Here is a 24,551-nt window from a genome sequence, read left to right on the forward strand (position 1 = left end):
TTCCCCGCCCCCCGGGCTCCCGGCTTCCCTTCTTTCTTCTCCCCGGGGGGCTCAGCCACACCGCCCCCCGGGCGGGGGGGGCGGGCCCGATATCGGGCCCGCCCCTCCGGCGTGTCGCGCGTCCCCGGCGTGTCGCGCGAGGGCTGGAGGCGCGTGGTGGGGAACTCGCGTCGGAACGGCGTGTTTCGGAGCTCACCCGGCTTCCGGAGCTCACCCGGCGGATGCGAAGACCGGCGGGTGAGACCGGCGAGTGAGATCGACGGGTGCGCGGAGCGGTCCGGAGGTCGGGGGTCGGGGGTCGGGGGGAACGCCCGCGTCAGAGCTTGCGGAGGACCGCGACGACCTTGCCGAGCACGGTGGCCTCGTCACCCGGGATCGGGTCGTAGTTGGGGTTGTGCGGGACCAGCCAGACATGGCCGTCTCTGCGCTTGAAGGTCTTGACCGTGGCCTCGCCGTCGATCATCGCCGCGACCACGTCGCCGTTGTCGGCGACCGGCTGCTGGCGTACGACCACCCAGTCGCCGTTGGCGATGGCGGCCTCGATCATCGAGTCACCGGTCACCTGGAGGAGGAAGAGCGTGCCCTCGCCGACGAGCTGCTTGGGCAGGGCGAAGACGTCCTCGATGCTCTCCTCGGCGAGGATGGGGCCACCGGCGGCGATCCGGCCGACCAGGGGGACGTAGGCGGCGGTCGGGCGGCTGACCGGAGCTTCGTCCTCACCGGAGTCGGGGTCGACCCACAGCACGGGCTCGCCGGGAAGGCGGACCTCCAGGGCGCGGGGGCGGTGCGGATCACGCCGCAGGTAGCCCTTGCGCTGCAAAGCCGTCAGCTGGTGCGACACGCTGGAGGTGCTGGTGAGCTGCACCGCCTCACCGATCTCCCGCATGGACGGCGGATATCCGCGCTGCTGCACGGAGTCACGGATCACCTCAAGGATCTTCCGCTGCCTGGGGGTGAGGCCAAGGGAGTCACGCCTTCGCACCGCCAGGTCGCTGGCGGCCGACCCGTTCTCGTTGTGCTGGCTCATACGAACTCCTCGCCTCCCGGTCTGTATCTGACGCGTCGCACACAGCGACCATACCTCGGCCGAAGATCATATTCAAACAATTGTTCGAATGTCCTCGAAATCGGCGACGCCGTGGTGTACAACATCGTACGGGAGTTCGATCGACATCGTGTTCGATTCGCCGATCTTTCTTCGACATGTGTTCGGCCAGGTCGAGGGGATGGGGGTCACCATGAAACCGACCACGACGACACCGCGATCCAGGACCGCGCCGGCATCCCGGGCCGCGCGGCGATCACCGGAGGCGCCGCGCCTGCGGCTCGTGCCGCCCCCGCGATCGGAGCCGGGGCCGGGCGCGGAGCCGGAGCGGGGCCTCGCGCCGGAGTTCGCGCGAGGGTCCGAGACCGGCCCGGGATCCGGGCCGGGGGCGGGATCCGGCCGGGTGCCGGGGCCGCGGACCGGCCGTGGGGCGGGACAGAGGTCCGGGCAGGGATCCGGGCGGGTGCCCGGACTAACGTCCGAGCGGGTGTCCGGACGAACGGCCAAGCAGGTGTCCGAGCGGACGTCCGAGCGGGTGTCCGGACGAACGGCCAAGCAGGTGTCCGAGCGGACGTCCGAGCGGGTGTCCGGACGAACGGCCAAGCAGGTGTCCGGGCGGGTGTCCGGGCGTGAGGCGAAGCGGGAGCCGGGGCGGGCGGCCGATCGGGAGCGGGGGCGGAGGTCCGAGCCGAGGGCCGGGCGCGGGTCCGGGCCGAGCGGCGAGCGCGGGTCCAAGGTGAGGGGTGAGCGCGGGTCCGGGTCGAGGCGGGCGGCGCGACCGGCACAATCGGCGAGATCAGCGCAGTCGGCGAGATCGGCGGTGGCGCCCGCGGCGCGGGTCCGCGGTTCCGGCGCCGACCGTCCGGCACCCGTCCGGCGGCCACTCCGGCTCACCAGGCGTGGAAGGATCGTGGCGGTGGCGGTGCTCGCGCTGTTCACCCTGGGGGTGCTCTGGATCGGCGGGCGCATCGACATGGCCTCGGCGGGCGGCCGGCCGGATCTCGAGGGCCTCCCCCGGATCACGGTGCACGCGGGCGACACGCTGTGGGAGATCGCGGACGCGTTGACGGAGGAGGCCGACGCCGGTCCGACGGTCCGTCGTGTCATGGACCTCAACGGGCTGTCCGCCCCCGAGGTCCGGCCGGGGACCCGGCTCTACCTCCCGGAGGGCCTCGTCCGCTGAGGCCCGGGAGGGCCACTCCCGGGGGCGGGGGGCGGTGTACGTGAGGGAGAGGTCCGCGGGGCGGCCGGCGTACGCGGGAGGGAGGCCCGTGGCGGGGAGAGGCCCGGGGTGGCCCGCGTACGCGGGGAGAGGGCCGAGGCGGTCGGCGGGGGAGGGGTTCGAGGGGGCGGGCGGCGTGCGCCGGAGAGGGGTGCCGGGGCTCTCGCCTGACAGATCGCCCGGGGCGGATGTGAGGGAAGGGGTGCCCGGGGTGAAAGGGGCCTCGCCCGGGTGGCGACACGCCGGGATGTGACGGCTGATCAGCGACTTCGTCCGGCAAGGTCGTTTCAACTTGCGTTCATGGTCGCGCACTTCTACGGTTGGACCACAACATCTAGTGGCTGCATCGCAACCCTTCACCACAGATTGTGGTTCCATTACCGCATCTCGACTATTCGAAGATGTGTGCGCGAGCGTCTAGGCGTGCGCGACATGGGTAGGTGAGGTGGGTCGGCCGCTTCGGTAGTCAAGGAGGCGACACGCGTGCATTGTCCGTTCTGTCGCCATCTGGACACGCGAGTCATCGACAGCCGGGCCACCGAGGACGGTGGGGCCATCCGCCGCAGGCGCACGTGCTCGGAATGCGGGCGCAGGTTCACCACGCAGGAGACCGTCCTGCTCATGGTGAGCAAGCGCAGCGGTGTGACGGAGCCGTTCTTCAGGGAGAAGGTGATCGCCGGAGTCCGGCGGGCCTGCCAGGGGCGGTCCGTCAGCGAGGACTCCCTGGCGCAGCTGGGCCAGCGGGTCGAGGAGAGCATCCGGGCCACCGGATGCGCCGAGATCGCGGCCCACGAGGTCGGGCTGGCCATCCTGGGCCCGCTCCGCGAGCTGGACGAGGTGGCGTACCTGCGGTTCGCCTCCGTCTACCGCGGATTCGAGACCCTGGCCGACTTCGAGGCGGAGATCGAGAAGCTCCGGGCGGAGCGCTCCACCGGGCAGGACTGATGCAGACCCCGGGCGCCGGGGGTGAGGCGGCGCGTTGGTGTGGTCCGATTCGAGGGTTCTACAGAGCCCCAGGAGGGGGAAGTCATGACGGAGACTGTCGGCGCGGTGACACGTGGGAACAAGAGGCCGCGCAAGGGCCTGAAGATGAAGCGCGTCTTCACCACGCCAGGTGTCCATCCCTATGACGAGCTGACCTGGGAGCGCCGTGACGTCGTCATGACCAACTGGCGCGACGGCTCGATCAACTTCGAGCAGCGCGGCGTCGAGTTCCCCCAGTCGTGGTCGGTGAACGCCGCCAACATCGTGACCACCAAGTACTTCCGCGGCGCGGTCGGCACCCCGCAGCGCGAGTGGAGCCTCAAGCAGCTGATCGACCGGGTGGTGGGCGTCTACACCCGCACGGCGGTCGAGCACGGCTACTTCGCCGGCGAGGAGGACGCCGAGATCTTCGACCACGAGCTCAAGCACGCCCTGGTCAACCAGGTCTTCAGCTTCAACTCGCCCGTCTGGTTCAACGTCGGCACCGCGTCGCCGCAGCAGGTCAGCGCCTGTTTCATCCTGGCCGTCGACGACCAGATGGAGTCGATCCTCGACTGGTACAAGGAAGAGGGCGTGATCTTCAAGGGAGGGTCGGGCTCCGGCGTCAACCTCTCCCGGATCCGTTCCTCCAAGGAGCTGCTCTCCAGCGGCGGCACCGCGAGCGGCCCGGTCTCCTTCATGCGCGGCGCCGACGCCTCCGCCGGGACGATCAAGTCCGGGGGCGCCACCCGCCGCGCCGCCAAGATGGTCGTCCTCGACGTCGACCACCCCGACATCGAGGAGTTCGTCGAGACCAAGGCGCGCGAGGAGGACAAGGTCCGCGCCCTCCGCGACGCCGGGTTCGACATGGACCTGGGCGGCAAGGACATCGTCTCCGTCCAGTACCAGAACGCCAACAACTCCGTGCGCGTCTCCGACGAGTTCATGCGCGCGGTGGAGAACGGCGAGGAGTTCGGCCTGCGCGCCCGCCTCACCGGCGAGGTCATCGAGAAGATCGACGCCAGAAAGCTGTTCCGCAAGATGGGCAAGGCCGCCTGGGAGTGCGCCGACCCCGGCGTCCAGTACGACGACACGATCAACGACTGGCACACCAGCCCCGAGACGGGCCGCATCACCGCGAGCAACCCCTGCTCGGAGTACCTGCACCTGGACAACTCCTCGTGCAACCTGGCGAGCATCAACCTGCTGAAGTTCCTGAAGGACGACGACACCTTCGACATCGCGAACTTCGTGAAGATCACCGAGCTGGTCATCACCGCGATGGACGTCTCCATCACCTTCGCCGACTTCCCGACCGAGAAGATCGACCAGACCACCCGCGCCTACCGCCAGCTGGGCATCGGCTACGCCAACCTCGGCGCGCTGCTCATGGCCACCGGCCACGCCTACGACTCCGACGGCGGCCGCGCGGTCGCCGGGGCGATCACCTCGCTGATGACCGGCGTCTCCTACCGCCGCAGCGCCGAGCTGGCCGCGGTCGTGGGCCCGTACGACGGCTACGCCCGCAACGCCGACGCGCACAAGCGGGTCATGCGCAAGCACAACGACGCGAACGACGCCCTGCGCACGTTCGACGAGATCGACGGGGCCATCCACCGCGAGGCCTCCAGGCAGTGGATCGAGTGCCTGCGGCTCGGCGACCGGAACGGCTACCGCAACGCCCAGGCCTCGCTCCTCGCCCCGACCGGCACCATCGGCCTGATGATGGACTGCGACACCACCGGCATCGAGCCCGACCTCGCCCTGGTCAAGTTCAAGAAGCTCGTCGGCGGCGGCTCCATGCAGATCGTCAACCAGACGATCCCGCGCGCGCTGCGGCGGCTGGGCTACCAGGAGGAGCAGGTCGAGGCGATCGTCGAGTTCATCGCCGAGCACGGCCACGTCGTCGACGCCCCCGGGCTGCGGCGCGAGCACTACGAGGTGTTCGACTGCGCCATGGGCGAGCGTGCGATCGCCCCGATGGGCCACGTCCGGATGATGGCCGCGGCCCAGCCGTTCCTGTCCGGAGCGATCTCCAAGACGGTGAACCTTCCCGAGTCCGCGACGATCGAGGACATCGAGCAGGTCTACATGGAGGGCTGGAAGCTCGGCCTCAAGGCCCTCGCCGTCTACCGCGACAACTGCAAGGTCGGCCAGCCCCTCTCGGTCTCGGGCTCGGGCAAGAAGACCGAGGAGAAGGAGAGGCCCGCCGAGCCGGAGATCCAGGTCGTGGAGATCAGCCGCCCGACCCGGCGCCGGATGCCGAACCAGCGCCCCAGCACCACCACCCGCTTCACCGTGGGAGGCGCCAAGGGCTACATGACCGCCTCGTCCTACCCCGACGACGGCCTCGGCGAGGTCTTCCTGAAGATGTCCAAGCAGGGCTCGACCCTCGCGGGCGTCATGGACGCCTTCTCGGTGGCCATCTCCATCGGCCTGCAGTACGGGGTGCCGCTGGAGACGTACGTCGGCAAGTTCGTCAACATGCGCTTCGACCCGGCCGGCATGACCGACGACCCGGACGTCCGCATCGCCGCCTCGGTGATGGACTACATCTTCCGCCGTCTGGCCCTGGACCACCTGCCCTACGACGACCGCGCCGCTCTCGGGATCTTCTCCGCCTCCGAGCGCGCCGCCCAGCAGCGCGGCGAGGACCCGGCCCCGATCCACACCGCCGACGAGGTCATCGCCGAACTCGCCACCTCGGCCCCCATCGAGACGGCCTCCGTCGAATCGGCCCCCGTCGAGGAGCCGAAGGCCCGCCCCGAGGCGGCACCCGTGGAGACCCCGCGCCGCACCGGCTCCCTGGAGTCCCACCAGGGCCGCACCGCCGACGCGCCGCTCTGCATGACCTGCGGCACCAAGATGCGCCCGGCCGGCAGCTGCTACGTCTGCGAGGGCTGCGGCTCCACCAGCGGCTGCAGCTGATCCCGGGCGCAGCGGCCGGATCCGCGTAGCACCCCGATGACAGAGGGGGCCGGAGTCACATCCGGCCCCCTTCCGGCGCTTCCGGGGCAACCTGACAGGGCCGATCGGGATGGACATGGAGCGCGTTGCGGGAAAGCTCGATGAGATGTGCGCGCCCCCGCGGGGTTCGTACGGCTCTCAGAGGCGGTAGACGCGGCGGGCGGTGGCGGCGAAGACGTTCTGGACGACCTGGGGGGAGCGGCGGGAGAGGACCTCCTGCCAGGTGGAGACCAGGGTGGGCAGGTCGGTCCAGAGCTTCTCGATCGGGAAGTTGCTTCCCCACATGCAGCGGTGCGAGCCGAAGACCTCCAGGCAGGTGTCCGCGACCGTCTCGATCAGCGCGCGGTCCACGCGGTGCACGAACGTGCCCTGGCCGGTGAGCTTCACCACGACGTTGGGCCGTTCGGCCAGCAGTCTCAGGCCGCGTTTCCACTCCGCCACCCGGGAGGTCTCGAAGTCGTCGAGCATCCCCGCGTGGACCAGGACGAACGTGACGTCGGGGAAGTCGTCGACGAAGCTCGCGGCGTCGGCCATCTGCCCGGAGAACACCTGGAGCTCGAACAGCCAGCCGAGGTCGGCGAGCGAGGCGATGTTGCGGCGGAAGACGGGGTCCTTCATGCGGTCGGGGCCGGAGGCGAACCGGAACTCCGGCCGTTCGTGCCAGTGCAGCTGCAGCCGGGTGCCCCTCATGAGCGGGGTGAGCGCGGCCTGGCGGCGCATCACGTCGGCCGCGCCCTCGTCGAAGAGGTCGGCGGAGCCGATCACGGCCGTCGGCCAGCCGGTCTCGGCGTGCGTCTCGCGCAGCCAGCGCACCTCGTCCAGGGCGCGGTCGAGCGACCAGTTGGCCTGCACGTAGACCGCGGAGGTGATGCCGCAGGCGGTGGCCTCCTCGACGTACTCCGAGACCGGGTAGTCGCGGCGGATCGGTTCGTAGGGGCCGAAGATGCGCGGGATCATCTCGCCCTGGAGCCAGGGCAGGTCGGCGGCGCGCCAGATGTGGTGGTGCGCGTCGACGATCCCGGCGGGAGCCGGACGGGCGGTGCTGTCGTTCATCGGGTACCTCCGGCGTGGATGCCCCCGGCCCCGGCGTCGCGCGGGGGCCTGTCCGTGGGGGATGTCATGGGCGGGCTCCCGCGCCACGTGAAGCGGGATGTCGAACGGGACGTGGCGGCGGCCACGACCTGGCCGCCGCGCGCCGGGGGCCGGACAGCACCGCCGGGAGGCGGCGGACCTCCGCGAGGGCGGTGGGCAGGTCACTCACGCCGCCGAGGTGGTCCAGGTGGGGGAGCTGGGCGGCCATGGCGCGCGTGACCGGGCTGTAGGAGGGGGAGCACGCCAGCGGCGACCACCAGACGAGCCGGTGGCTCAGCCGGGACAGGCGGGCGGTCGCGCGGACCATGGGGACGTGGTCGCCGCGTTCGAGCCCGTCGGACAGCACGATCACGAGCGCGCCCCTCGCGAGCGCCACGAACCGCGGGACGCCCAGGAACTCCCGCAGCGCCGCCCCGATCGCGGTGCCGCCGTCGGCGTCCGTCACCCGCTCGGACACCGCCCGCAACGCCCGGCCCGTGTGGGGGTACGACAGCGCGGAGGTGATCCTGGTGAGCCTGGTGCCGAAGGTGAAGACCTCGGTGCGGGCCGGTGCGGCGCGCAGTGCCGTGTGCGCCAGGCGGAGCAGGTCGGGGGTGTGCCGCCGCAGCGAGCCCGAGACGTCGACCAGGATGAGCAGGCGGCGCGGGCGCGGGGGGCGGGCGCGCCGCCGCAGCTCGATGATCTCCCCGTCGTGGCGGTGTGCCCGCCGCCAGGCGTGCCGCACATCCAGCCGGTCACCGGTCCGCGCCGGGCGCCGCCGCCGCGACGGGGTCGAGGGCAGCACGGCGGGCCAGGCGGCCTCCAGGGCCCGGACGACCGGGCGCCACCGGTCACCGGCCGCGTCGAAGTCCCGCCTGCCGTACGTGCTGAGCGTGCTGGCCTCGACGCCGTCGCCGGGCAGCACCTCCCGCGGGGCGGGGTCGTCCTCGCCCGGCCCCTGGGGGGAGGGGACGTCGCTCTCCCCGGCGGGGGGCGGCGGTACGGCGTCGGGAAGGCCGCCCTGCCGGAACCACGCGGTGAAGACTCGGTCGAACGCGGGGAGCTCCTCGATGTCGTGCAGCAGGGTGATCCGGGCGTACCAGTACAGGGCGGTCAGGTCGCGCGGCGGCGACTCGCCGACGACCCGCAGCAGGTCGGCCTGTTTCGGCAGCGCGGTGGTCACGCCCGCGGTACGCAGCGCGGACAGGAACCCCCACACGTGACCGGCCGCGAGGGCGACGGGCCCGGCGTCGCCGGAAGGCTCTCCCGTGAGGGTGGCGGGTCCGGTGTCGCCGGGAAATCCTTCCGTGGGGGTGACGGGTTCGGTGTCGCCGGAGGGCCCTGCCGTGGGGGTGACGGGCTCAGCCTTGCCGGAGGGGTTCTCCGTAGGGGCGGTGGGTCCGGCGTCGCGGGGCGGTTCTCCCGTGCGGGGGGCCGGGGGTTCTCGGTGGACGGTGGGCTCAGGCATCGCCGAACAGCTCCTCCGCGTGCCCGATGAGCAGCCGGGTGTCCTCCTCGTCCTTGATGAGCAGGCCGAGGGCGCGGCGCAGCGCCACGGGCCAGGGGCTGCCGCCCTCGGCCAGGGCCACCGCGCCCCTGGCCCACTCCACGGACTCGGCGATGCCGGGCCGTTTGAGCAGGGGCAGCCCGCGTACCCGCTGGACGGCGCGCACCAGCCCCTCCGCGGCCCGATCCTCCAGGCCGGGTACGGCCGCGCGCAGGATCGCCCGCTCGCGGTCGACCTCGGGGAAGGCGATCCAGTGGTAGAGGCACCGCCGCTTGAGCGCGTCGTGCAATTCGCGGGTCCGGTTGGAGGTGAGCACCACGACCGGCGGCGTGCGCGCCCTGATGGTGCCCAGCTCCGGGACGGTGATCTGGAAGTCGCCCAGGAACTCCAGCAGGAACGCCTCGAACTCGCTGTCGGCGCGGTCGATCTCGTCGATCAGCAGGACCGCGCCGCGGTCGGCCTCCAGGGCGCGCAGCAGCGGACGCCGCAGCAGGAACTCCTCGCGGTAGAGGTCGCCGACCTCCTGGCCTCGGCTCTCGGCCACCCGGACCTGCAGGAGCTGCTTGGGGTAGTCCCACTCGTACAGCGCCTGCCCGGAGTCCAGTCCCTCGAAGCACTGGAGCCGGATGAGCTCCCGGCCGACGACGCGCGAGAGCACCGTGGCGATCTCGGTCTTCCCGACGCCGGGTTCGCCTTCGAGCAGCAGCGGCCGGCCCAGCCGCAGTGCCAGGTGGACGGCCGTGCAGAGTCCCTCGTCGGCGAAGTACCCCTCCCGTTCGAGCGCCGCCGCGAGCGCGCGCTCGTCCAGGAGACGCCCCAACGAGGAACCCCCACCGGCTCCTGAGGACCCCCCACCGGCCACCGGGGAACCCCCGACAGGCGTCACAGTTGCGCGTGCTCGGTCGTGAGCAGGTGGATCCGCTGGGTGGTGTGCGCGGCGGCGTCGGCCGCGGCGGCCTTGCCGTGCTCGGAGCCGAACGCGGCGACGCGGGCCTCGTCGTCGTCGAAGTAGAGCTCGTTCACCGAGTCGAACGCGGCGTCCTCGCCGTTGCTGACGCTCACCGTGTACTTGCGCAGCCCGGGGAGCTTCCTGGCGAACTCGACGTGGTCCTCCACGACCCACTTCGCGAACTCCTCGTGGGACAGGTTCTCCGCGCGCTTGAGCAGTGAGACGACTTTCAGCATGGTTATCGGTTCCTCCGGATCGGATGGGTTCTCAGATGTTCTGGTGTTCGGGCGTTCCCGCGTGCGAGGGCACCTCGCGCGGGGCGTCCCGCGCGAGGGCGTCCAGCCCGCGCAGGACGCGTTCGGGGGTGAAGGGCATCGCCGTGATGCGTACGCCGCACGCGTCGAAGATGGCGTTGGCGATGGCCGGGATCGGCGCGTTGGCGGTCATCTCGCCGATGCCCTTGGCGCCGTAGGGGCCGTTGCCCGCCGGGCGTTCCAGGAACAGGCTGTGCTGTACGGGGATGTCGGCCGGTCCCGGCATGAGGTAGTCGGCGAAGTCGCGGGGCCCGTGGTCGCGCAGCGGGTAGTAGGGCTCGGTGGTCTCGAACAGGGCGTGCGACATGCCCATCCAGGCCCCGCCCTCGACCTGCTGGGTCGCCATCGCCGGGTTGAGCGCCCGGCCGATCTCGTAGGCGTTGTACAGCTCCAGCACCTCGACCACCCCGGTCTCGTCGTCCACCTCGACGACGGCGACCGTGCACGCGTGCGCCTGGCACGAGTCGGGGTCCATCTCTCCCGTCTCGGGCACCGGCGTGCTCGGCTCCTTGAGGAAGATCCCGCGCCCGGAGATCGTACGGCCGTGCTTGAAGTGCGCGGCGAGGGCGAGGTCGGTGATGTGGATGCTCGGCTGGTCCGAGCCCTTGAGCTTGATGACGCCGGTGCCGTCGGTCTCCAGGTCCCCGGCGTCGACCTCCAGCTCCTCGGCCGCGACCTCCAGCATCACCGCGCGCGCCTCGGCCGCCGCCATGATGACGGCGTTGCCGACGCGGTGGGTGCCCCGGCTGGCGAAGGTCCCCATGCAGTGCGGGCCGGTGTCGGTGTCGGCGGTGTTGACCAGCACGTTCTCCATCGGCAGGCCGAGCGTCTCGGCGGCGCACTGCGCGGCGATCGTCTTGATGCCCTGGCCGAGGTCCACCGAGGACAGCGTGATCACGAACGTGCCCGTGGTGGTGGAGTGGATCAGCGCCTGTGACGGATCGCCGCCGAGGTTCATGCCGGTCGGGTAGTTCACCGACGCGTATCCGCGCCCGCGCAGCCTGGCCATGGCCTACAGCCCCTCTCGTGTCGTCGAGGACATCCGGCGGTACGCCTCGGGCAGCTCGTGCCCGGACATCTCGGCGGCCTTCTGGATCACTTCGACCAGCGCGGTGCCCTCGGCGACCTTGCGGTGGGCCTTGAGGTCCCCGTCGCGGTAGGCGTTGACGAGTCGTAGTTGCAACGGGTCCATGGACAGGGCCCTCGCGATCCGGTCCATCTGCGACTCCAGCGCGAAGTCGCCGATGGTCACGCCGAACCCGCGCATCGCGCTGGACGGCGTGCGGTTGGTGAACACGCAGTGGCAGTCGGCCCACACGTTCGGGATCGAGTACGGCCCCGGCAGGTGGGCGGCGGCCTTGGTGGTGCCGTACGGGGTGTGCCGGGCGTAGGCGCCGGAGTCGACGTACAGCGTGACCTTGCGGCCGATGATCCGGCCGTCGTCCATCACGGCGTCCTTGATGTAGATGCGCTCGGCCGCGCGAGGCGAGGAGACCTGCATCTCCTCGTACCTGCTGTAGACGAACTTGACCGGGCGGTCGGTCACCATGGCGGCCACGCACGCGACCGGCTCGACGACGACGTCGACCTTGCCGCCGAAGCCCCCGCCGACCGTCCCGCCGACGACGCGCAGCTTGTTGAACGGGGTCTCCAGGATGAGCGCGGTGTTGTCGAGGGTGAAGAAGCAGGCCTGGGTGTCGGAGTGGATGCGCAACCGGCCGTCGGCCTGCGGGATCACCACGCAGCCGGTGGTCTCGGTGGGGGCCTGCTCGATCGGCGCGGACTCGTAGCGCCACTCGAAGACGTGGTCGGCCCGCCCGAACGCCCGCTCCACGTCGCCGAAACGGATCCGCCGGCAGTGGTGTCCCTCGTACGTGAAGAAGTTGCGGCCGTGGTACTCGTTGACCAGCGGGGCCCCCTCCGCCAGGGCCTCCTCGACGTCGAAGACGGCGGGCAGGTCCTCGTAGTCGACCCTGATCCTGGCCGCGCCCTCCAGGGCCGCGGCCTCGGACTCGGCGACCACCGCGCAGATCGGCTCGCCGAGGTAGCGGACCTTGTCCACGGCCAGGATCGGCTCGTCGTCCGGCCCGACGCCGATCAGCTTGAGCGGGGTGTAGATGTTGTTCGGGATGTCGGCGTGAGTGAGGATCCGCGTGACGCCCGGCACCTCCAGGGCGCCGGTCAGGTCGACGCTCCTGATCCTGGCGTGGTGGCGGGCCGAGCGGTGCATCTTCAGGTGCAGCATCCCCCGGGGGGCGACGTCCTCGAAGAACTCGGTCCTGCCGGTGACGTGTCCCCGCGCGTCGGAGCGCTGGACGACCGAGCCGATGACGGTGAAGTCGTCCTCGCGCTCGGCGGCGAAGGAGCCCTTGTCGATGGGGGCGAGCCGGTAGGTCATCGCGACACCGCCGTCTCCGCGCTCTCCGTGCTCTCCGCGCTCTCCCCGCGCCTGCGCCTGGCCGCGTCCAGGATGGCGATCATGATGGGCTGGTAGCCGGTGCACCGGCAGACGTTGCCGGAGATCGCCTCGGCCACCTCCTCCCGGGTCGGGTCCGGGTTGCGGTCCAGCAGGTCCTCGGCGACCATGATCATGCCCGCCGTGCAGAACCCGCACTGGGTGGCGAAGTTGTCGACGAAGGCGCTCTGCACCTCGTCGAGGTCCCCTCCGGCGGCGACCCCCTCCAGGGTACGGACCGAGCAGCCGGAGACCGTCTCCACGGCGACGAGGCACGCCGTCACGGGCCGGTCGTCGACCAGCACGGTGCAGGTGCCGCAGCTGCCCTGCGCGCAGCCGCGCTTGGCCGCGGTGAGCCCCAGCGCGTCGCGCAGGGTCGCCAGGAGAGTGGTCCCCGGTCTGGCGATGAACTCCCGGGGTTCGCCGTTGACGACGAGCGAGACGATCTGTGACGACATTGTCCGGCCCTTTCTGGGGGTGGGCACGTGATGGGAGGCGGGCGCGGGAACGGCCAGGGGTAGGCGGCCAAAGGGTGACGGCCAGGGAGTGATGACTGGGAAGTGATGGCTGGGAAGTGATGGCCAGGGGGTGAACGGCTAGGGGGTGAAGGCCCGGCGCAGGTGCACGGGCAGGACGCGTGCCCGGTACCACGCGCTGGCGTAGGCGTCGTCGAAGGGCGCAGTGTCGGAGCGGGCCGCCTCCCCGGCCTCGGTCAGGACCTCGGGGCTCAGCGGGCGGCCCGTCAGCAGCCGCTCGGCCGACACCGCGCGCACCGGGCGCGGGGCGACGCCGCCGAGGGCGATCCTGGCCGAGCTCACCACGCCGTCCTCGACGCGCGTCACGGAGGCGACGGTCACGATGGACGCCGAGTTCAGCCTGCGGCGCATGGCCTTGTGGTAGTACCAGGTCCCCGGTTCGGGCAGGGCCGCCGTCACCGCCGTGACGAACTCGCCCGCCGCGACCCCCGAGGCGAGCACGTCGGCCACCGGGGCCTCGCGCCGCCCGCCGGGCCCGGCGATCTCGCACACCGCGTCGAGGGCGAGCAGGCAGACCGCCAGGTCGCCGTACGGCTGCGCGACGAACAGGTTGCCGCCCACGGTCGCCAGGTTGCGGATCGTGGGGGAGGCGATGGTGCGTAGCGCCGGGCGCAGGAAGCCGAGCCCGGGGTGCTCCTCGACGGAGGAGAGCGGAGCCGCCGCGCCGATCCTGGCGACGCCGTCGCGGACCTCGATCCCGGACAGCCCGGCCCTGCGCAGGCTGATCAGCTCGCTCCCGGTCGCGGCCCCACTGCTGACCAGCGGCATCACGACGGTGCCGCCGCCCATGATCCAGCCGCCCCTCGCCGAGTGGACCGCCGCGGCCTCGGCGGACTCCGGCACGTGGACCGCCTGGATCATCATGTCCGGACCCCCTGCGTTACAAGTGGGTTAACTATCGATAATTGATTATCGGAACCGTAGGCTTGGACCTGTCCCGGAGTCAAGGGGAGGTCAAGAGGGATCGATGAGCGAGAATCGACACTCGGTAGGATGCGCCCCATGACCGAGGAGACGACCGGGGAGCCCGCCATGCTGCCGCGGCTGACGCTGTCGCGGCAGATCCGCGACTCGCTGGTCAGCCGGATCGTCTCCGGCCAGTTCGGGCCCGGCGAGCGACTGGTGGAGACCCGTCTCGCGGCGACGTACGGCACGAGCCAGGCACCCGTCCGCGAGGCGCTGCGCGAGCTGGAGGTCATGCGGCTGGTGGAGACCCAGCCGCGCAGGGGCACCTTCGTGCGCCCCTTCGTCCACGAGACGCTCAGGGAGAGCTACGTCGTGCGGGCCGCGCTGGAGGAGACGGCCGTCCGGCTGGCCGTCCTCGCCGGGACGGTTCCGCTGGAGGCGCTCGGGTCGGACGTGGCGGCGATGCGGGCCGCGGCCGACGCGGGTGATGTCGAGGCGTCCGTACGGGCGAGCGTGTCCTTCCACCGGCGCGTCGTCGAGGCCGCCCGCAACGAGTTGCTCAGGCTCTCCTGGGAGGGGCTGCAGATCGAGGCGCGCACGTCGGTCACGATGCTCGCGACCGGCGTGGACCTCCACGACATCGCCCGCGACCACGCCGAGCTGCTGGCGGTGATCGAGCGGGGCGACCTGGAGACGGCCTGCAGGCACGCCCGCGACCACCAGTGGCACTACGCCGACCTGCCGCACGACGCCCACGGCAGGATCCGCGACACCGCCGCCGGCTGAATCACCGCATATCGGGGGGATTCACGCTTGGAACCCGGTGACCGGGGTAGCCGGACCGGGCTGTCGTCATCACCGGCCGGAACGGCGGGTGCCCGATCCTTGTGAGGGGCCGGCGCCCGTCGCGGCACGGACGGCGAGATCGTGCGCGGCGCGGGAGCCCGTACGGCCTCACCGCCGGGGCCGGGAGGCGAGGGACGCGGATACGGTTCGAGGAAAGGTGAGATCGTGACGAGCAATTCTGGACAGACCGGTTCCGAGGCGGCGACGGCCGCGGCCAAGACGCTGGCCGACCCCAACGCCACCGAGGAGGAGAAGTCCGCCGCCGCCAGCGCGCTGTCCCAGGCCCCGGAGAGCCACGGGGAGACCGGTGCGGAGGCGGCGTCGGCCTCGTCCAGGACGCTGTCGGACCCGGATCAGGGTGAGAAGGAGAAGTCCGCCGCGGCCAGCGCGCTGTCGCAGACCCCGGACAACGACGACGAGAAGTGACGATCGGAACTGCCCGGAGGCCACCTCCGGGCAGTTCACCGTCCGGGCGGCCACAAGGCCGCCACAGGGCGGACCACAAGACCGGCGGCGAGAGTCCGTCATGAGGCCGTCCTCGGGCGGTTCGCCGTACGGCCCGGCGCCCGGGGCGTCACATCGCCCAGCGCCGGAAGCCGCCCTCGGAATTGATCACCTGGCCGGTGATCCAGGCGCCGTCGTCGGAGACGAGCCAGCGGACCAGCCGAGCGACGTCCTCCGGCCTCCCCCATCGCCCCGTGGGCAGCGCGCGGCCCACCCTGCGGGTGATCTCGGGATCGGCCCAGCCGGTGTCGACCGGCCCGGGGTTGACCGCGTTCACGGTGATGCCCCGGTCGGCGAGGGCGTCGGCGAGGCTGAGCGTCATCTGGTGGATCGCGCCCTTGCTGACGGCGTACGGCAGCTCCTGGCTCATCGGGGCGAGATGCTGTCCCGAGGTGAACAGGACCACCCGCCCGCCGGGCCGCCGGTCGTCGTGCCGGGCGGCGAAGGCCTGGGCCAGCAGCACGCTCCCGCGGGCGTTCACCGCCCAGGAGAGGTCGAGCTCGGCCGCGGTCACCTCGTCGAGCGTTCCCAGCGCGCTGCGGGCGTGGTTGGCGACCACCACGTCGACATGGCCGAAGGACCGCGCCGCCAGCTCGATGACCGACGCGGGCGTCTCCGGGTCGGCGAAGTCGGCCTCCACGTGCCGCAGGCGCTCGCCCACCCCGCCGAGCTCCTCAAGGACCCCCGCGATCCCTGCGGGGTCGGCGCCCCAGGGCTGACCGGCGTCGTGCGGCGTCCACGAGTGCGCCAGCACGCTCGCCCCCTCGGCGAGCAGCTCGCGAGCGATCGCGAAACCGATCCCGGCCCGCCTGCTCACCCCGGTCACCACCGCGACGCGCCCCGCCAGCGATCCCCGGCCCTGGCCGTCGTTCGTCTCGATCGTCATGATCCGATCCTGCCCGAAGGGCCGGTCCCCTCGCGAACGACCGCCGTGAGCGCACCGCCTGCCCGCCTGTCCGAGCCCTGCCGACAGCCTGGTCAGGTGATCGAGAAGTTCGAGGCGGAGCGGCCGGGGATGTTCGGCCTGGCGTACCGGAGGCTCGGGCCGGCCGCCGAGGGGGCGCGGGAACGGTGATCAGGTGGCCCGGGTGCCCGTCCGGGTGACGATGTGGTCGGGAGGGGCGATTCCGGCCGGGAGCAGGGGGTCGGGGACCGGGTCGAGCCAGGTGGTGGCCAGGGGCAACCGGCCCGCCCAGATCCCCAGCTCCGCGTCGGGCCCGTCGCCGTCGTCTGGCGGCCCGGCGCTCACCTTGACCGACGCCTCCGCCAGGGGGATCGCGAGGATCGTCGTCGCGGCGAGCTCCTTGCGGCTGGGCTGCCTGGCGTACTCCCACTGGCCGGGGGCGGCCCGCTCGGTCAGGATCCGCAGCGCGGCCAGTTTCTCCTCGCCCTCCAGGGCCCTCGGGACGCCGTAGACCATGGCGGAGCGGTAGTTGACGCCGTGTTCGAACACCGACCTGGCCAGGATGAGGCCGTCCACGTGGGTGACCGTCACGCAGACCGTTCCCAGGCCCGTGCCCGCCGTGCCCGTGGTGTCCGCTGTGTCTGTCGCTGTCCCTGATCCGTCCGCCTCCGCGCTCGCGCCGGTGCTTTCGGACCCGGACCCGGACCCGGACCCGGATCCGGCCTCGGACCCGGTCCCGGTCTCGGCCTCGGTGGACCGACGCGCGGGCACCCGGCCGGTCAGGCTCCTGCTGGCCACCGAGCCGTGCACGTAGAGGTGCTCGGTGTCGAAGCCGTAGACCGTGGGGACCACCATGGGCACACCGTCCGAGATCACTCCCAGGTGGCAGACGAATCCGGCGCCCAGCACCTCGTACAGGGCGGCGCGATCGGTGCGGCCCTTCTCTCGCAGGCGCCGGTGCCGGGTGCGCTCGGTCGCGGACAATTCGCTCATGGGGCGATATTCAATCAGGTGACCTCGGGGTTCGCGTGTCCCATGGGCCGGGGGTCTCATGCTTCGAGATCCCGTGGTCCGGGGGCTCCGTGGTTTGTGCGTCCGTGGGCTCGTTCGTCCCTTGATCCGGGCCACAGGGGAAGGATCGGCGATGGGCCCGCGATGGAAGGCGGGCCCGCGACAGAAGGCGAGCTCGCGACGGAAGACGCGTCCGTGACGGAGGGCGCGTCCGCGATGGAAAGGCGGGCCGGTGACGGGAGACGAGTCCGTGCCGGGAACGGTGGCCCGAACCGAGAAAGACCCGCCGTGGCGGGTCTTTCGCGAGGAGGCCGGAGGTGGGGTCAGGCGGCGGAGGTGGGGCCGCTCGTCCGTGGAAAGCGGAGGACGTTGCGGCCCGTGTAGGCGCTGAGATCGACGACCTTGGCGTCGCCGGTCACCCCACGGCGTGTCGCGGAACGAATGTCCCTGATCTTGAGCCGTGCGACATATGGTGGCACGACCACAAGTCTCTTCATTGAGCCCCCCGGCGTGATTGTTCCGTTATAAGAAGTATCTACTGGTCGCCGCATAAGACTGTCGTAAAGACCAGGTCAACAGGGGTCGGGTCAGTAGGGGAGCGGGCGCCCCGAGGGGGAGCGCAGGTCCAGGCCCGGGGCGTGGCCGGGACGGCGCGGCCTCCGCCGCCGGATGATCTGGGTGCGTCGCCGCATGATCTTCCTCTTTTCCGGGCTCGCCGTGCTCCGCGTCCTGATGACACCGGTCGCCGGACGCCTGCGCGCCCGGCTCGCACGGTTGCCCGTGCGAGCCAAACCTAGTCCGCCCGCACCCCGTCGATCAACCGTTTTGGCTACGCAGGGTTCCCGGAACCATGCGCGTCGTGACGGCGAGCCGGTTCCACGCGTTGATCGTCGAGATTGTCACGACCAGCGCGGCCAGCACCTCCGGCTCGTAATGCCCGGCGGCCTCGTCCCACACCGCGTCCGGCACCGTCTCGCCGCGGTCGCTGAGCCGGGTGGCCTCCTCGGCCAGGGCGAGGGCCGCCCGCTCGGCGTCGGTGAAGAAGGGCGTCTCCCGCCAGGCCGCGACCGCGAACAGCCGCTCGTCGCTCTCCCCGGCCGCCTTCGCGTCGTGGGAGTGCATGTCGACGCAGAAGCCGCAGCCGTTGATCTGGCTGACCCGCAGCTTGACCAGCTCCCTCGTGGCGTGCGGCAGCCCGCTCTCCGCCAGGTACTTCTCCAGCCTCAGCATGGCCCGGTAGGCCTCCGGGGCGAGCTCGCCGATGTTCATCCGCTCTTTCATCGAACACTCCTTAGTTTCTCCGGGTTCATCACGATGTCGATCCCGGTGATCCGGCTTTCGGAGACGGTGAGCGCGTAGACGGCGAGCCCGCCGTTCCGCGCCCACAGCAGCCCGGCCCGGCCGTTGACCGTGGTCACCGTCAGCCGCCCGGTGCCGCCGTACTTCCTGGCGACCCCGAGCACGAAGCGGCCCACGCGGTCGGAGCCGCGGACCGGCCTGCGGGCCGCGCCGACCACTCCGCCGCCGTCGCTGCGCAGCACCACGTCCGGGTCGAGCAGCGCCGTCAGCGCGCCGATGTCGCCGCCGCCGTCGCCGGTCCCGTCCCGGACGATCCGCGCGAAGGCCTCGACCACCCTGCGGTGCTCGGCCTCGTCGACCTCGAAGCGGGGCGCCCGCGCCGCGACGTGCCCGCGGGCACGGGCCGCGAGCTGCCGGCACGCGGCGGCGGAGCGCCCGACCGCGCGCGCCACCTCCTCGAACGGCAGCCCGAACACGTCGTGCAGGACGAAGGAGGTGCGCTCGGCGGGGCTGAGCGACTCCAGCACCACCAGCATCGCCAGGCTCATCGACTCGTCCAGGGTCACCCTGTCGGCGGGGTCGCCCTCGCCGACCACCGGCTCCGGCAGCCACGGCCCGACGTATTCCTCGCGCCGTACGCGCGCCGAACGCAGTACGTCCAGCGCGAGTCTCGATACTGTGACCACCAGCCAGCCCGTGACGTCCCCGATCTCCGAGCGTTCCGCCCCGCCCAGCCTGAACAGCCTGAACCAGGCGTCCTGGACGACGTCCTCGGCCTCGTCGACGCTGCCGAGCAGGCCGTAGGCCACGCCGACCAGGCGCGGCCGGATGGCCCCGAACTCCGCCGCGAGAGCTTCGTCACCGTTCACGTAAGGAGGACGAGACATGTCCCAAGTCTGTGACATCGCCCGAACCTCACCCTCCTCCGGGGCGTCCAATCCACCGTTGAACGGAGTGTGAGTTGAGTACGACACTTATCGACGGTGATCCGCAGCGGCTGGGCGGCTACTGGCTGGCCGGGCGGCTGGGCGCGGGCGGCCAAGGCGTGGTCTACGAGGCGTACGACGCCGAGGGCACGCGCGTCGCGGTGAAGGTCCTGCACGGCGACGCCGGGACCGACCCCGAGCTGCGCGACCGGTTCGGCCGCGAGGCCGCCGCCGCCCGCCGGGTGGCGTCGTTCTGCACGGCGGGCGTGCTGGACGCCGACCTCGACGGGCCCAGGCCGTACATCGTCAGCGAGTACGTGGAGGGCCCCAGCCTGCGCCGGGCCGTCGCGGAGGGGCGCCGCTTCACCGGGGGCGACCTGCACCGCCTCGCGACCGCGATCGCCACCGCGCTGACCGCCGTCCACGAGGCCGGGGTGATCCACCGCGACCTCAAACCCGACAACGTCCTGCTGGGCCCGGACGGCCCACGGGTGATCGACTTCGGCGTCGCCCGCACGGAGGACATGTCGCTGACCGCGACCGGCATGGTCGCGGGCACCCCGACCTACATGGCCCCCGAGATCTTCATGGGCCAGCGCGCGACCGCGGCCGTCGACGTCTTCGCCTGGGGCGGGATCATGGTCTTCGCCGCGACGGGCGCCGACCCGTTCCGCGCCGAGAGCCTGGGCGGGATCATGCACCGCGTGCTGTCGGTGCAGCCCCAGCTGGACATGCTCCCCGAGCACCTGCGGCCGTTCGTCGCCGCCTCGCTCGCCAAGGACCCCGGGGCCAGGCCCACTGCCAGGGACCTGCTGCTCGCCCTGGTCAGCGGCGACAGGACCGCCGACACCCCCAGACTGCTCGCGGCGGGCAGCGACGCCGGGGCCCAGGTCCGCGCGACCTCGGCCGACCCCGCGCTCGGCACCCTCGCCGAGGACGCCTACGTCGCGCTCGGCCCCGCCGAGCGGGAGCTGGCCCCCGAGGTCTTCCTGCGGCTGGTCACCGTGACCGACGACGGCCAGCTGATCGTGCGCCAGGCGCGGTGGGACGAACTGCTCGACGGGCGCGGGGAGGGCGAGGCCGCCGCGGTACGGCGCCTGGTGGAGGTCTTCGCGTACCTGCTCACCCACGACGAGCGGGAGGTCTGGCTGTCGCGGCCCGCGCTGCCGCAGGCCTGGCCCAGGCTGCGCGCGTGGATCCAGGCCAACCGGGACGGCCTGGCCGTGCACCGGGGCATCCTCACCGCCGCGCGGCGCTGGCAGCTCCAGGGGCGCAGGGACGGGGACCTGTTCCAGGGCGGCAGCCTGGAGAACGCGATGCGCTGGGCGGCCACCGGGCGCCGCAACATCACGCTCAGCCCGGTCGAGCGCGACTTCCTGGAGGCGGGCGCCGCCCTCACCCGGCGCCGGGCCCGCAGGGGCAGGCTGCTCTCGGGCACGCTGGCCGTGCTGCTGGTCGCCGCGCTGGCCGCCGGGGCGTTCGCCGTGCAGCAGAGCAGGGTGGCCGACGCGCGCAGCGCCGTCATCGCCTCCCAGCGCGACCAGGCGACGGCCGCGAGGCTCGCCGCCACGGCCGACGCGCTGCGGACCGCCGAGCCGGTCAGGGCGATGCTGCTCAGCGTGGCCGCCTGGCGGCTGGCGCCGGTGACCGAGGCGAGGGCGAGCCTGGCCGGTTCGCTGGCCCAGCGGGAGACGGCCACCTTCCACGACCCGGCCACCGGGATACAGACCCTCAGGGCGCTGAGCGCCGACGGGCGCACCCTCGTCAGCGTGAGCGACGGCGAGGTGCGCGTCTGGGACGTGCGGACCGGCAGGCGTTCCGGCGGCTTCACCGGGATCGGCGGCGAGCTGCGCGGGATCGCGCTGAGCCCGCGCGGCGGGAGGCTCGCCGTGATCGGCGGGCAGAGGCTGAGGATCTGGGACATGCGGACCGGCAGGCCGACCGGCGCCGCCATGAACGTCCAGGACCGGAACGCGGGCGGCGACACCACCGCCGCCTTCGGGCAGTCCGAGGACTGGCTCATGGTCGGCCAGGGGGAGGGGTTCACCGTCTGGAACGTCGTGACCGGCCGGAAGCACTTCCCGGTCGTGGGAGCCGTCGGCAGCGACATCTCGGCGGACGGGCGCGGGTTCGCGACCGGGAGCATCACCGGTGAGGCGGTGGCCTTCGCCCTGGACGGCCTGCGCAGGATCCCGCTGAGGGAACGCTGCGGCATCTGCGGGACGGCCTACAGTCCCGACGGGGCGACCATCGCCGTCGGCAGGGGCAGGACCGTCGAGCTGCGCGACGCGTCCACCGGGGCGGAACTGGACACCCCCTTCGAGGAGGGCGCGACCGGGGAACTCGTCTTCAGCCCCGACGGGCGTTTCCTGGCCACGGCGACGAGTACGGCCCTGCGGCTCTGGCGGGTCGAGGACGGCAGGCTGCTGCTCACCCAGAGGGTCGACGCGTTCGAGCCCGTCGTGGCCTTCGACCCGGACGGGCGCACCCTGCGCTACCTCACGGAGGACTCGGTGACGAGCCTCGACGTCTCCGCGCTGACCAGGCCCGTCACGCTGAAGGGCCCGGGGACCGGCTGGGCGGCCCTCAGCCCCGGCGGACGGCTCCTCGCCTCCAGGGCGGACGGGGCGAGCGAGATCGTGATCCGCGACGTCCGGCGGCGCGTCCGCCTGGGCTCGCTGGACATCGGGCCCGGGGGCGCCGACGGCTACTTCGAGATGGCCTTCAGCGCCGACGGCGGGCGGCTGGTGGTCAACGGGGGCATGGACAGTCCCCGGCTGACCGTCTGGGACACCTCCACCTTCAAGCGGATCACCACCGTCGCCCCCGCCCGCGACGCCGAGACGGCCGTGGCGATCAGCGCGGACGGCACCGCCGTGGCCTCGTACAGCCGCTACTACGACGCCGCGGTGAAGCCCGAGGGAGAGATCCACGTCTGGGACGTGCCCAGTGGACGACTCCGCTGGTCACGCCCCCAGGAGATGGTCGAGAAGGTGGTGTTCACCCCGGACGGCGGGGCGCTCGCGGTCGCGGGCGGCGAGCACCGGCTGCTGGACGCGGGCACCGGCAAGCCGTTCGGCGAGACCTACGGCTCGTCCAGCGTCGGCATCCAGGCGACCGCGCTCGCCTTCGGCGCGGACGGTGGCCGCTTCGCCGTCGCCGACCAGGAAGGGCGGATCTCGGTGTTCGAGACCCGGGGCAGGAAGCGGGTGGGCGCCGTGATCCGAGGCGAGGCGGGAACGGGGACCCACCTGACGTACTCACCTCGCGGCGACGTCATCGCGGCGGCGGTGACCGAGCGGTCGGTGGGGATCTGGGACGTCGAGACCGGGCGCCGCCTCGGCCAGCCGATCGTCGCCCAGCCCGGGGACCTCCGGGCACTGGCGTTCAGCCCCGACGGTGCCCGGCTGATCGCGGTGGACAGGGCGGGCACCCTGAGCGAGTTCCCGGTCGAGCCGGAGGCGGTGGCGCGGGCGGTCTGCGAGCGCGCGGGCCGCACCCTGACGCGCGAGGAGTGGCGCACCTACCTGGAGGACCTGCCCTACCGCGACGTCTGCCCCGCCTGAACGCGCGGGTTCCGGACTTCCCCGGGGGAGGCCCCGCCCTGTGACGCCCCGGCACCGGGAATCCGCGACCGGGAGGATCCTCTCCGGAGCCGTCACAGGCCGCGGGCCTGTCCTGTCCCGGCCCGTGACCGGACGGCGACGCGGTCCTCGGCGGTCCCGGCCGTCGAGGCCCGGGGCGGGATGGTTCGACGTTCGTCCTCGCCAGGGGAAACATTCCTTCCGCGGGCCGCATCAAACAGCGCATGAGAGTGGCGCAGGAGTTGATCGTGGGCGACCCGTGGCGGCTGGGCGGCTACCGCCTCGCCGGGCGGCTGGGGGCGGGCGCCCTGGGCGTGGTCTACGAGGGGTACGACCAGGGCGGGGGACGGGTCGCGGTGACGGTCCTGCACGGCCGCCCGGGAGCGGGCGCGCCCGCCGAGGCCGCCGCCGCCCGCCGCGTCGCCTCCTCCTGCACGGCGAGCGTGCTGGACGCCGACCTCGACGGGCCCAGGCCGTACATCGTCAGCCGGTACGTGGAGGGTCCCAGCCTGCGCCGGGCCGGACGGGTCCTCGGCGGCGACGACCTGCACGGTCTCGCGGTCGCGGTCGCCACCGCGCTGACCGCCCTGCACGACGCCGGGGTGGTCCACCGCGACCTCACGCCGGACAACGTGATCCTCGGCGGGAACGGCCCCCGGGTCACCGGGTTCGGGATGGCCCCCGGCCGGGTGACGTCGCTGACCGCGACCGGGCTCAGGACGCGCGTGCCGTCGTACACGGCGCCCGAGGTGTTCACCGGCGGCGCGGCGGGCCCGGCCGCCGACGTGTTCGCCTGGGGCGGGATCGTGCTGTACGCCGCGACGGGCGAGGACCCGTTCGCGGCGGGCAGTTTGGGCGCGGTGATGCACCGGATCCTCTCCCTCGACCCCGACCTGGGCTCGCTGCCCCCGCTCCTGCGGCCGCTGGCCGCCGCCGCGCTCGCCAAGGACCCCCGCGCCAGGCCGGCCGCCCGCGACCTGCTGGTCGCCCTGCTCCCCGAGCGCGCCGGGGATCTCGGGACGGCCGCGCCGCCACGGGCGGAGACCGATCCCGGGACGGCCGCGCTGTTGCGGGCGGGAACGGAGGTGGCGGCCAGGGTCCGTACGGCCTGCGACGACCCCGGGCTGGGGGCGCTGGCCGAGTCCGCGTACGCCGCGCTCGGCCCGGCGGAGCGGGAGCGCGCGCCCGGGGTGTTCCTGAGGCTCGTCGCCATCGCGCCCGACGGGCAGCCGGTCGCCCGCGAGGCCAGGGTGCCCGCCGGGTCCGAGCACGTCCTGCGCGGCTTCGCGGGGCTGGTCGCGCACCGGGGGAACGAGGCCCGGCTGGTCCACCAGGCGCTCCCGTACGCCTGGCCACGGCTGGGGGAGTGGATCGAGGCCGACCGCGCCCGCCTCGTGGCGCGCGGGAGACGCGCCCGGCTGCGTCCCCTGTTGACGGCCGTGCTGGTGGTGGCGCTGGTGCTGCTGGCCGCCGGGACGATCGTGGTGGGGTGGGTTGTCTGACCTGCGGATACCTGGGTACGACTTTCACGGGAAATGCCGT

21 protein-coding genes are annotated in these 24,551 nt (G+C 72.5%); 7 read left to right on the forward strand and 14 right to left on the reverse strand.

The genetic code is table 11. The annotated features are described in order from the left end of the window. Positions 1–316: 316 nt before the first annotated feature. Positions 317–1,027 carry a transcriptional repressor LexA gene (gene lexA / locus ABT053_RS35345; protein WP_350975199.1) on the reverse strand — a complete coding sequence of 237 codons (711 nt, stop codon included), beginning with the start codon at positions 1,025–1,027 and terminating at the stop codon, positions 317–319. Positions 1,028–1,961: 934 nt separating this feature from the next. Between lexA and ABT053_RS35350 the strand changes: the two genes are divergently transcribed. From ABT053_RS35350 to ABT053_RS35360, 3 genes are all read left to right on the forward strand, one after another. Then, entirely contained in the window at positions 1,962–2,228 is a 267-nt protein-coding gene (locus ABT053_RS35350) for a LysM peptidoglycan-binding domain-containing protein (protein WP_350975201.1), read from the forward strand. 522 nt (positions 2,229–2,750) lie between these two features. Beyond that, positions 2,751–3,212 carry a transcriptional regulator NrdR gene (nrdR, locus tag ABT053_RS35355; RefSeq protein WP_350975203.1) on the forward strand — a complete coding sequence of 154 codons (462 nt, stop codon included), beginning with the start codon at positions 2,751–2,753 and terminating at the stop codon, positions 3,210–3,212. An 84-nt stretch (positions 3,213–3,296) separates the two neighbouring features. After that, positions 3,297–6,158 carry a vitamin B12-dependent ribonucleotide reductase gene (locus ABT053_RS35360; RefSeq protein WP_350975204.1) on the forward strand — a complete coding sequence of 954 codons (2,862 nt, stop codon included), beginning with the start codon at positions 3,297–3,299 and terminating at the stop codon, positions 6,156–6,158. 177 nt (positions 6,159–6,335) lie between these two features. Here the strand turns inward: ABT053_RS35360 and ABT053_RS35365 are convergent, their stop codons facing one another. The 8 genes from ABT053_RS35365 to ABT053_RS35400 all read right to left on the reverse strand — a co-directional run bounded on the left by ABT053_RS35365 (position 6,336) and on the right by ABT053_RS35400 (position 13,893). Further along, on the reverse strand, positions 6,336–7,250 hold the full coding sequence (locus ABT053_RS35365) for an amidohydrolase family protein (protein ID WP_350975206.1): 915 nt from the start codon (positions 7,248–7,250) through the stop codon (positions 6,336–6,338). Between the two features lie 64 nt (positions 7,251–7,314). Then, positions 7,315–8,736: a VWA domain-containing protein gene (locus ABT053_RS35370; RefSeq protein ID WP_350975208.1), complete on the reverse strand. Its 1,422-nt coding sequence runs from the start codon at positions 8,734–8,736 to the stop codon at positions 7,315–7,317. Further along, entirely contained in the window at positions 8,729–9,595 is an 867-nt protein-coding gene (locus tag ABT053_RS35375) for an AAA family ATPase (RefSeq protein ID WP_350975210.1), read from the reverse strand. The genes ABT053_RS35370 and ABT053_RS35375 overlap by 8 nt, the downstream gene beginning before the upstream one ends. Before the next feature lie 62 nt (positions 9,596–9,657). Beyond that, positions 9,658–9,960: an EthD family reductase gene (locus ABT053_RS35380; protein ID WP_350975212.1), complete on the reverse strand. Its 303-nt coding sequence runs from the start codon at positions 9,958–9,960 to the stop codon at positions 9,658–9,660. 31 nt (positions 9,961–9,991) lie between these two features. Beyond that, entirely contained in the window at positions 9,992–11,047 is a 1,056-nt protein-coding gene (locus ABT053_RS35385) for a xanthine dehydrogenase family protein molybdopterin-binding subunit (protein ID WP_350975214.1), read from the reverse strand. A 3-nt stretch (positions 11,048–11,050) separates the two neighbouring features. Then, on the reverse strand, positions 11,051–12,436 hold the full coding sequence (locus ABT053_RS35390; RefSeq protein ID WP_350975216.1) for a xanthine dehydrogenase family protein molybdopterin-binding subunit: 1,386 nt from the start codon (positions 12,434–12,436) through the stop codon (positions 11,051–11,053). Next, on the reverse strand, positions 12,433–12,951 hold the full coding sequence (locus ABT053_RS35395; protein WP_350975218.1) for a (2Fe-2S)-binding protein: 519 nt from the start codon (positions 12,949–12,951) through the stop codon (positions 12,433–12,435). Before ABT053_RS35395 ends, ABT053_RS35390 begins: the two co-directional genes overlap by 4 nt. Positions 12,952–13,089: 138 nt before the next feature. Continuing rightward, on the reverse strand, positions 13,090–13,893 hold the full coding sequence (locus ABT053_RS35400; RefSeq protein ID WP_350975220.1) for an FAD binding domain-containing protein: 804 nt from the start codon (positions 13,891–13,893) through the stop codon (positions 13,090–13,092). 138 nt (positions 13,894–14,031) lie between these two features. Between ABT053_RS35400 and ABT053_RS35405 the strand changes: the two genes are divergently transcribed. Beyond that, complete coding sequence (locus tag ABT053_RS35405; protein ID WP_350975222.1) at positions 14,032–14,721, forward strand: GntR family transcriptional regulator; 690 nt, start codon at positions 14,032–14,034, stop codon at positions 14,719–14,721. A gap of 225 nt (positions 14,722–14,946) precedes the next feature. Then, positions 14,947–15,207 carry a hypothetical protein gene (locus ABT053_RS35410; RefSeq protein ID WP_350975224.1) on the forward strand — a complete coding sequence of 87 codons (261 nt, stop codon included), beginning with the start codon at positions 14,947–14,949 and terminating at the stop codon, positions 15,205–15,207. Between the two features lie 148 nt (positions 15,208–15,355). Here the strand turns inward: ABT053_RS35410 and ABT053_RS35415 are convergent, their stop codons facing one another. The 5 genes from ABT053_RS35415 to sigJ form a co-directional block, all read right to left on the reverse strand. Then, positions 15,356–16,171, reverse strand: coding sequence for an SDR family oxidoreductase (locus ABT053_RS35415; RefSeq protein ID WP_350975226.1), 816 nt, complete (start codon positions 16,169–16,171; stop codon positions 15,356–15,358). Between the two features lie 189 nt (positions 16,172–16,360). After that, the gene (locus ABT053_RS35420; protein WP_350975228.1) at positions 16,361–17,182 is read right to left on the reverse strand and encodes a pyridoxamine 5'-phosphate oxidase family protein; all 822 of its coding nucleotides are present in this window, start codon (positions 17,180–17,182) and stop codon (positions 16,361–16,363) included. Positions 17,183–17,523: 341 nt separating this feature from the next. Further along, positions 17,524–17,697 (reverse strand): hypothetical protein, encoded by a 174-nt coding sequence (locus tag ABT053_RS35425; RefSeq protein ID WP_350975230.1) that lies wholly within the window; start codon positions 17,695–17,697, stop codon positions 17,524–17,526. Between the two features lie 319 nt (positions 17,698–18,016). Further along, entirely contained in the window at positions 18,017–18,481 is a 465-nt protein-coding gene (locus ABT053_RS35430; protein WP_350975231.1) for a carboxymuconolactone decarboxylase family protein, read from the reverse strand. After that, the gene (gene sigJ / locus ABT053_RS35435) at positions 18,478–19,386 is read right to left on the reverse strand and encodes an RNA polymerase sigma factor SigJ (RefSeq protein WP_350975232.1); all 909 of its coding nucleotides are present in this window, start codon (positions 19,384–19,386) and stop codon (positions 18,478–18,480) included. The genes ABT053_RS35430 and sigJ overlap by 4 nt, the downstream gene beginning before the upstream one ends. Before the next feature lie 74 nt (positions 19,387–19,460). On the opposite strand from sigJ, the gene ABT053_RS35440 reads away from it, so the two are divergent. After that, positions 19,461–22,991 (forward strand): protein kinase domain-containing protein, encoded by a 3,531-nt coding sequence (locus ABT053_RS35440; protein ID WP_350975234.1) that lies wholly within the window; start codon positions 19,461–19,463, stop codon positions 22,989–22,991. Between the two features lie 242 nt (positions 22,992–23,233). Beyond that, a complete protein-coding gene (locus ABT053_RS35445) occupies positions 23,234–24,511 on the forward strand; it encodes a serine/threonine protein kinase (RefSeq protein WP_350975235.1) in 1,278 nt (425 codons plus the stop codon). Positions 24,512–24,551 lie beyond the last annotated feature (40 nt).

This window comes from Streptosporangium sp. NPDC002524 (genome assembly GCF_040295985.1).
Classification (GTDB): Bacteria; Actinomycetota; Actinomycetes; order Streptosporangiales; family Streptosporangiaceae; genus Streptosporangium.

Coding starts and splice junctions, on each gene's coding strand:
- ABT053_RS35380 (WP_350975212.1), bottom strand. CDS start 9,960: ATGCTGAAAGTCGTCTCACTGCTCAAGCGCGCGGAGAACCTGTCCCAC.
- ABT053_RS35390 (WP_350975216.1), bottom strand. CDS start 12,436: ATGACCTACCGGCTCGCCCCCATCGACAAGGGCTCCTTCGCCGCCGAG.
- ABT053_RS35430 (WP_350975231.1), bottom strand. CDS start 18,481: ATGAAAGAGCGGATGAACATCGGCGAGCTCGCCCCGGAGGCCTACCGG.
- ABT053_RS35415 (WP_350975226.1), bottom strand. CDS start 16,171: ATGACGATCGAGACGAACGACGGCCAGGGCCGGGGATCGCTGGCGGGG.
- ABT053_RS35400 (WP_350975220.1), bottom strand. CDS start 13,893: ATGATGATCCAGGCGGTCCACGTGCCGGAGTCCGCCGAGGCCGCGGCG.
- sigJ (WP_350975232.1), bottom strand. CDS start 19,386: ATGTCTCGTCCTCCTTACGTGAACGGTGACGAAGCTCTCGCGGCGGAG.
- ABT053_RS35385 (WP_350975214.1), bottom strand. CDS start 11,047: ATGGCCAGGCTGCGCGGGCGCGGATACGCGTCGGTGAACTACCCGACC.
- lexA (WP_350975199.1), bottom strand. CDS start 1,027: ATGAGCCAGCACAACGAGAACGGGTCGGCCGCCAGCGACCTGGCGGTG.
- ABT053_RS35425 (WP_350975230.1), bottom strand. CDS start 17,697: ATGAAGAGACTTGTGGTCGTGCCACCATATGTCGCACGGCTCAAGATC.
- ABT053_RS35445 (WP_350975235.1), top strand. CDS start 23,234: ATGAGAGTGGCGCAGGAGTTGATCGTGGGCGACCCGTGGCGGCTGGGC.
- ABT053_RS35360 (WP_350975204.1), top strand. CDS start 3,297: ATGACGGAGACTGTCGGCGCGGTGACACGTGGGAACAAGAGGCCGCGC.
- ABT053_RS35405 (WP_350975222.1), top strand. CDS start 14,032: ATGACCGAGGAGACGACCGGGGAGCCCGCCATGCTGCCGCGGCTGACG.
- ABT053_RS35370 (WP_350975208.1), bottom strand. CDS start 8,736: ATGCCTGAGCCCACCGTCCACCGAGAACCCCCGGCCCCCCGCACGGGA.
- ABT053_RS35365 (WP_350975206.1), bottom strand. CDS start 7,250: ATGAACGACAGCACCGCCCGTCCGGCTCCCGCCGGGATCGTCGACGCG.
- ABT053_RS35395 (WP_350975218.1), bottom strand. CDS start 12,951: ATGTCGTCACAGATCGTCTCGCTCGTCGTCAACGGCGAACCCCGGGAG.
- ABT053_RS35420 (WP_350975228.1), bottom strand. CDS start 17,182: ATGAGCGAATTGTCCGCGACCGAGCGCACCCGGCACCGGCGCCTGCGA.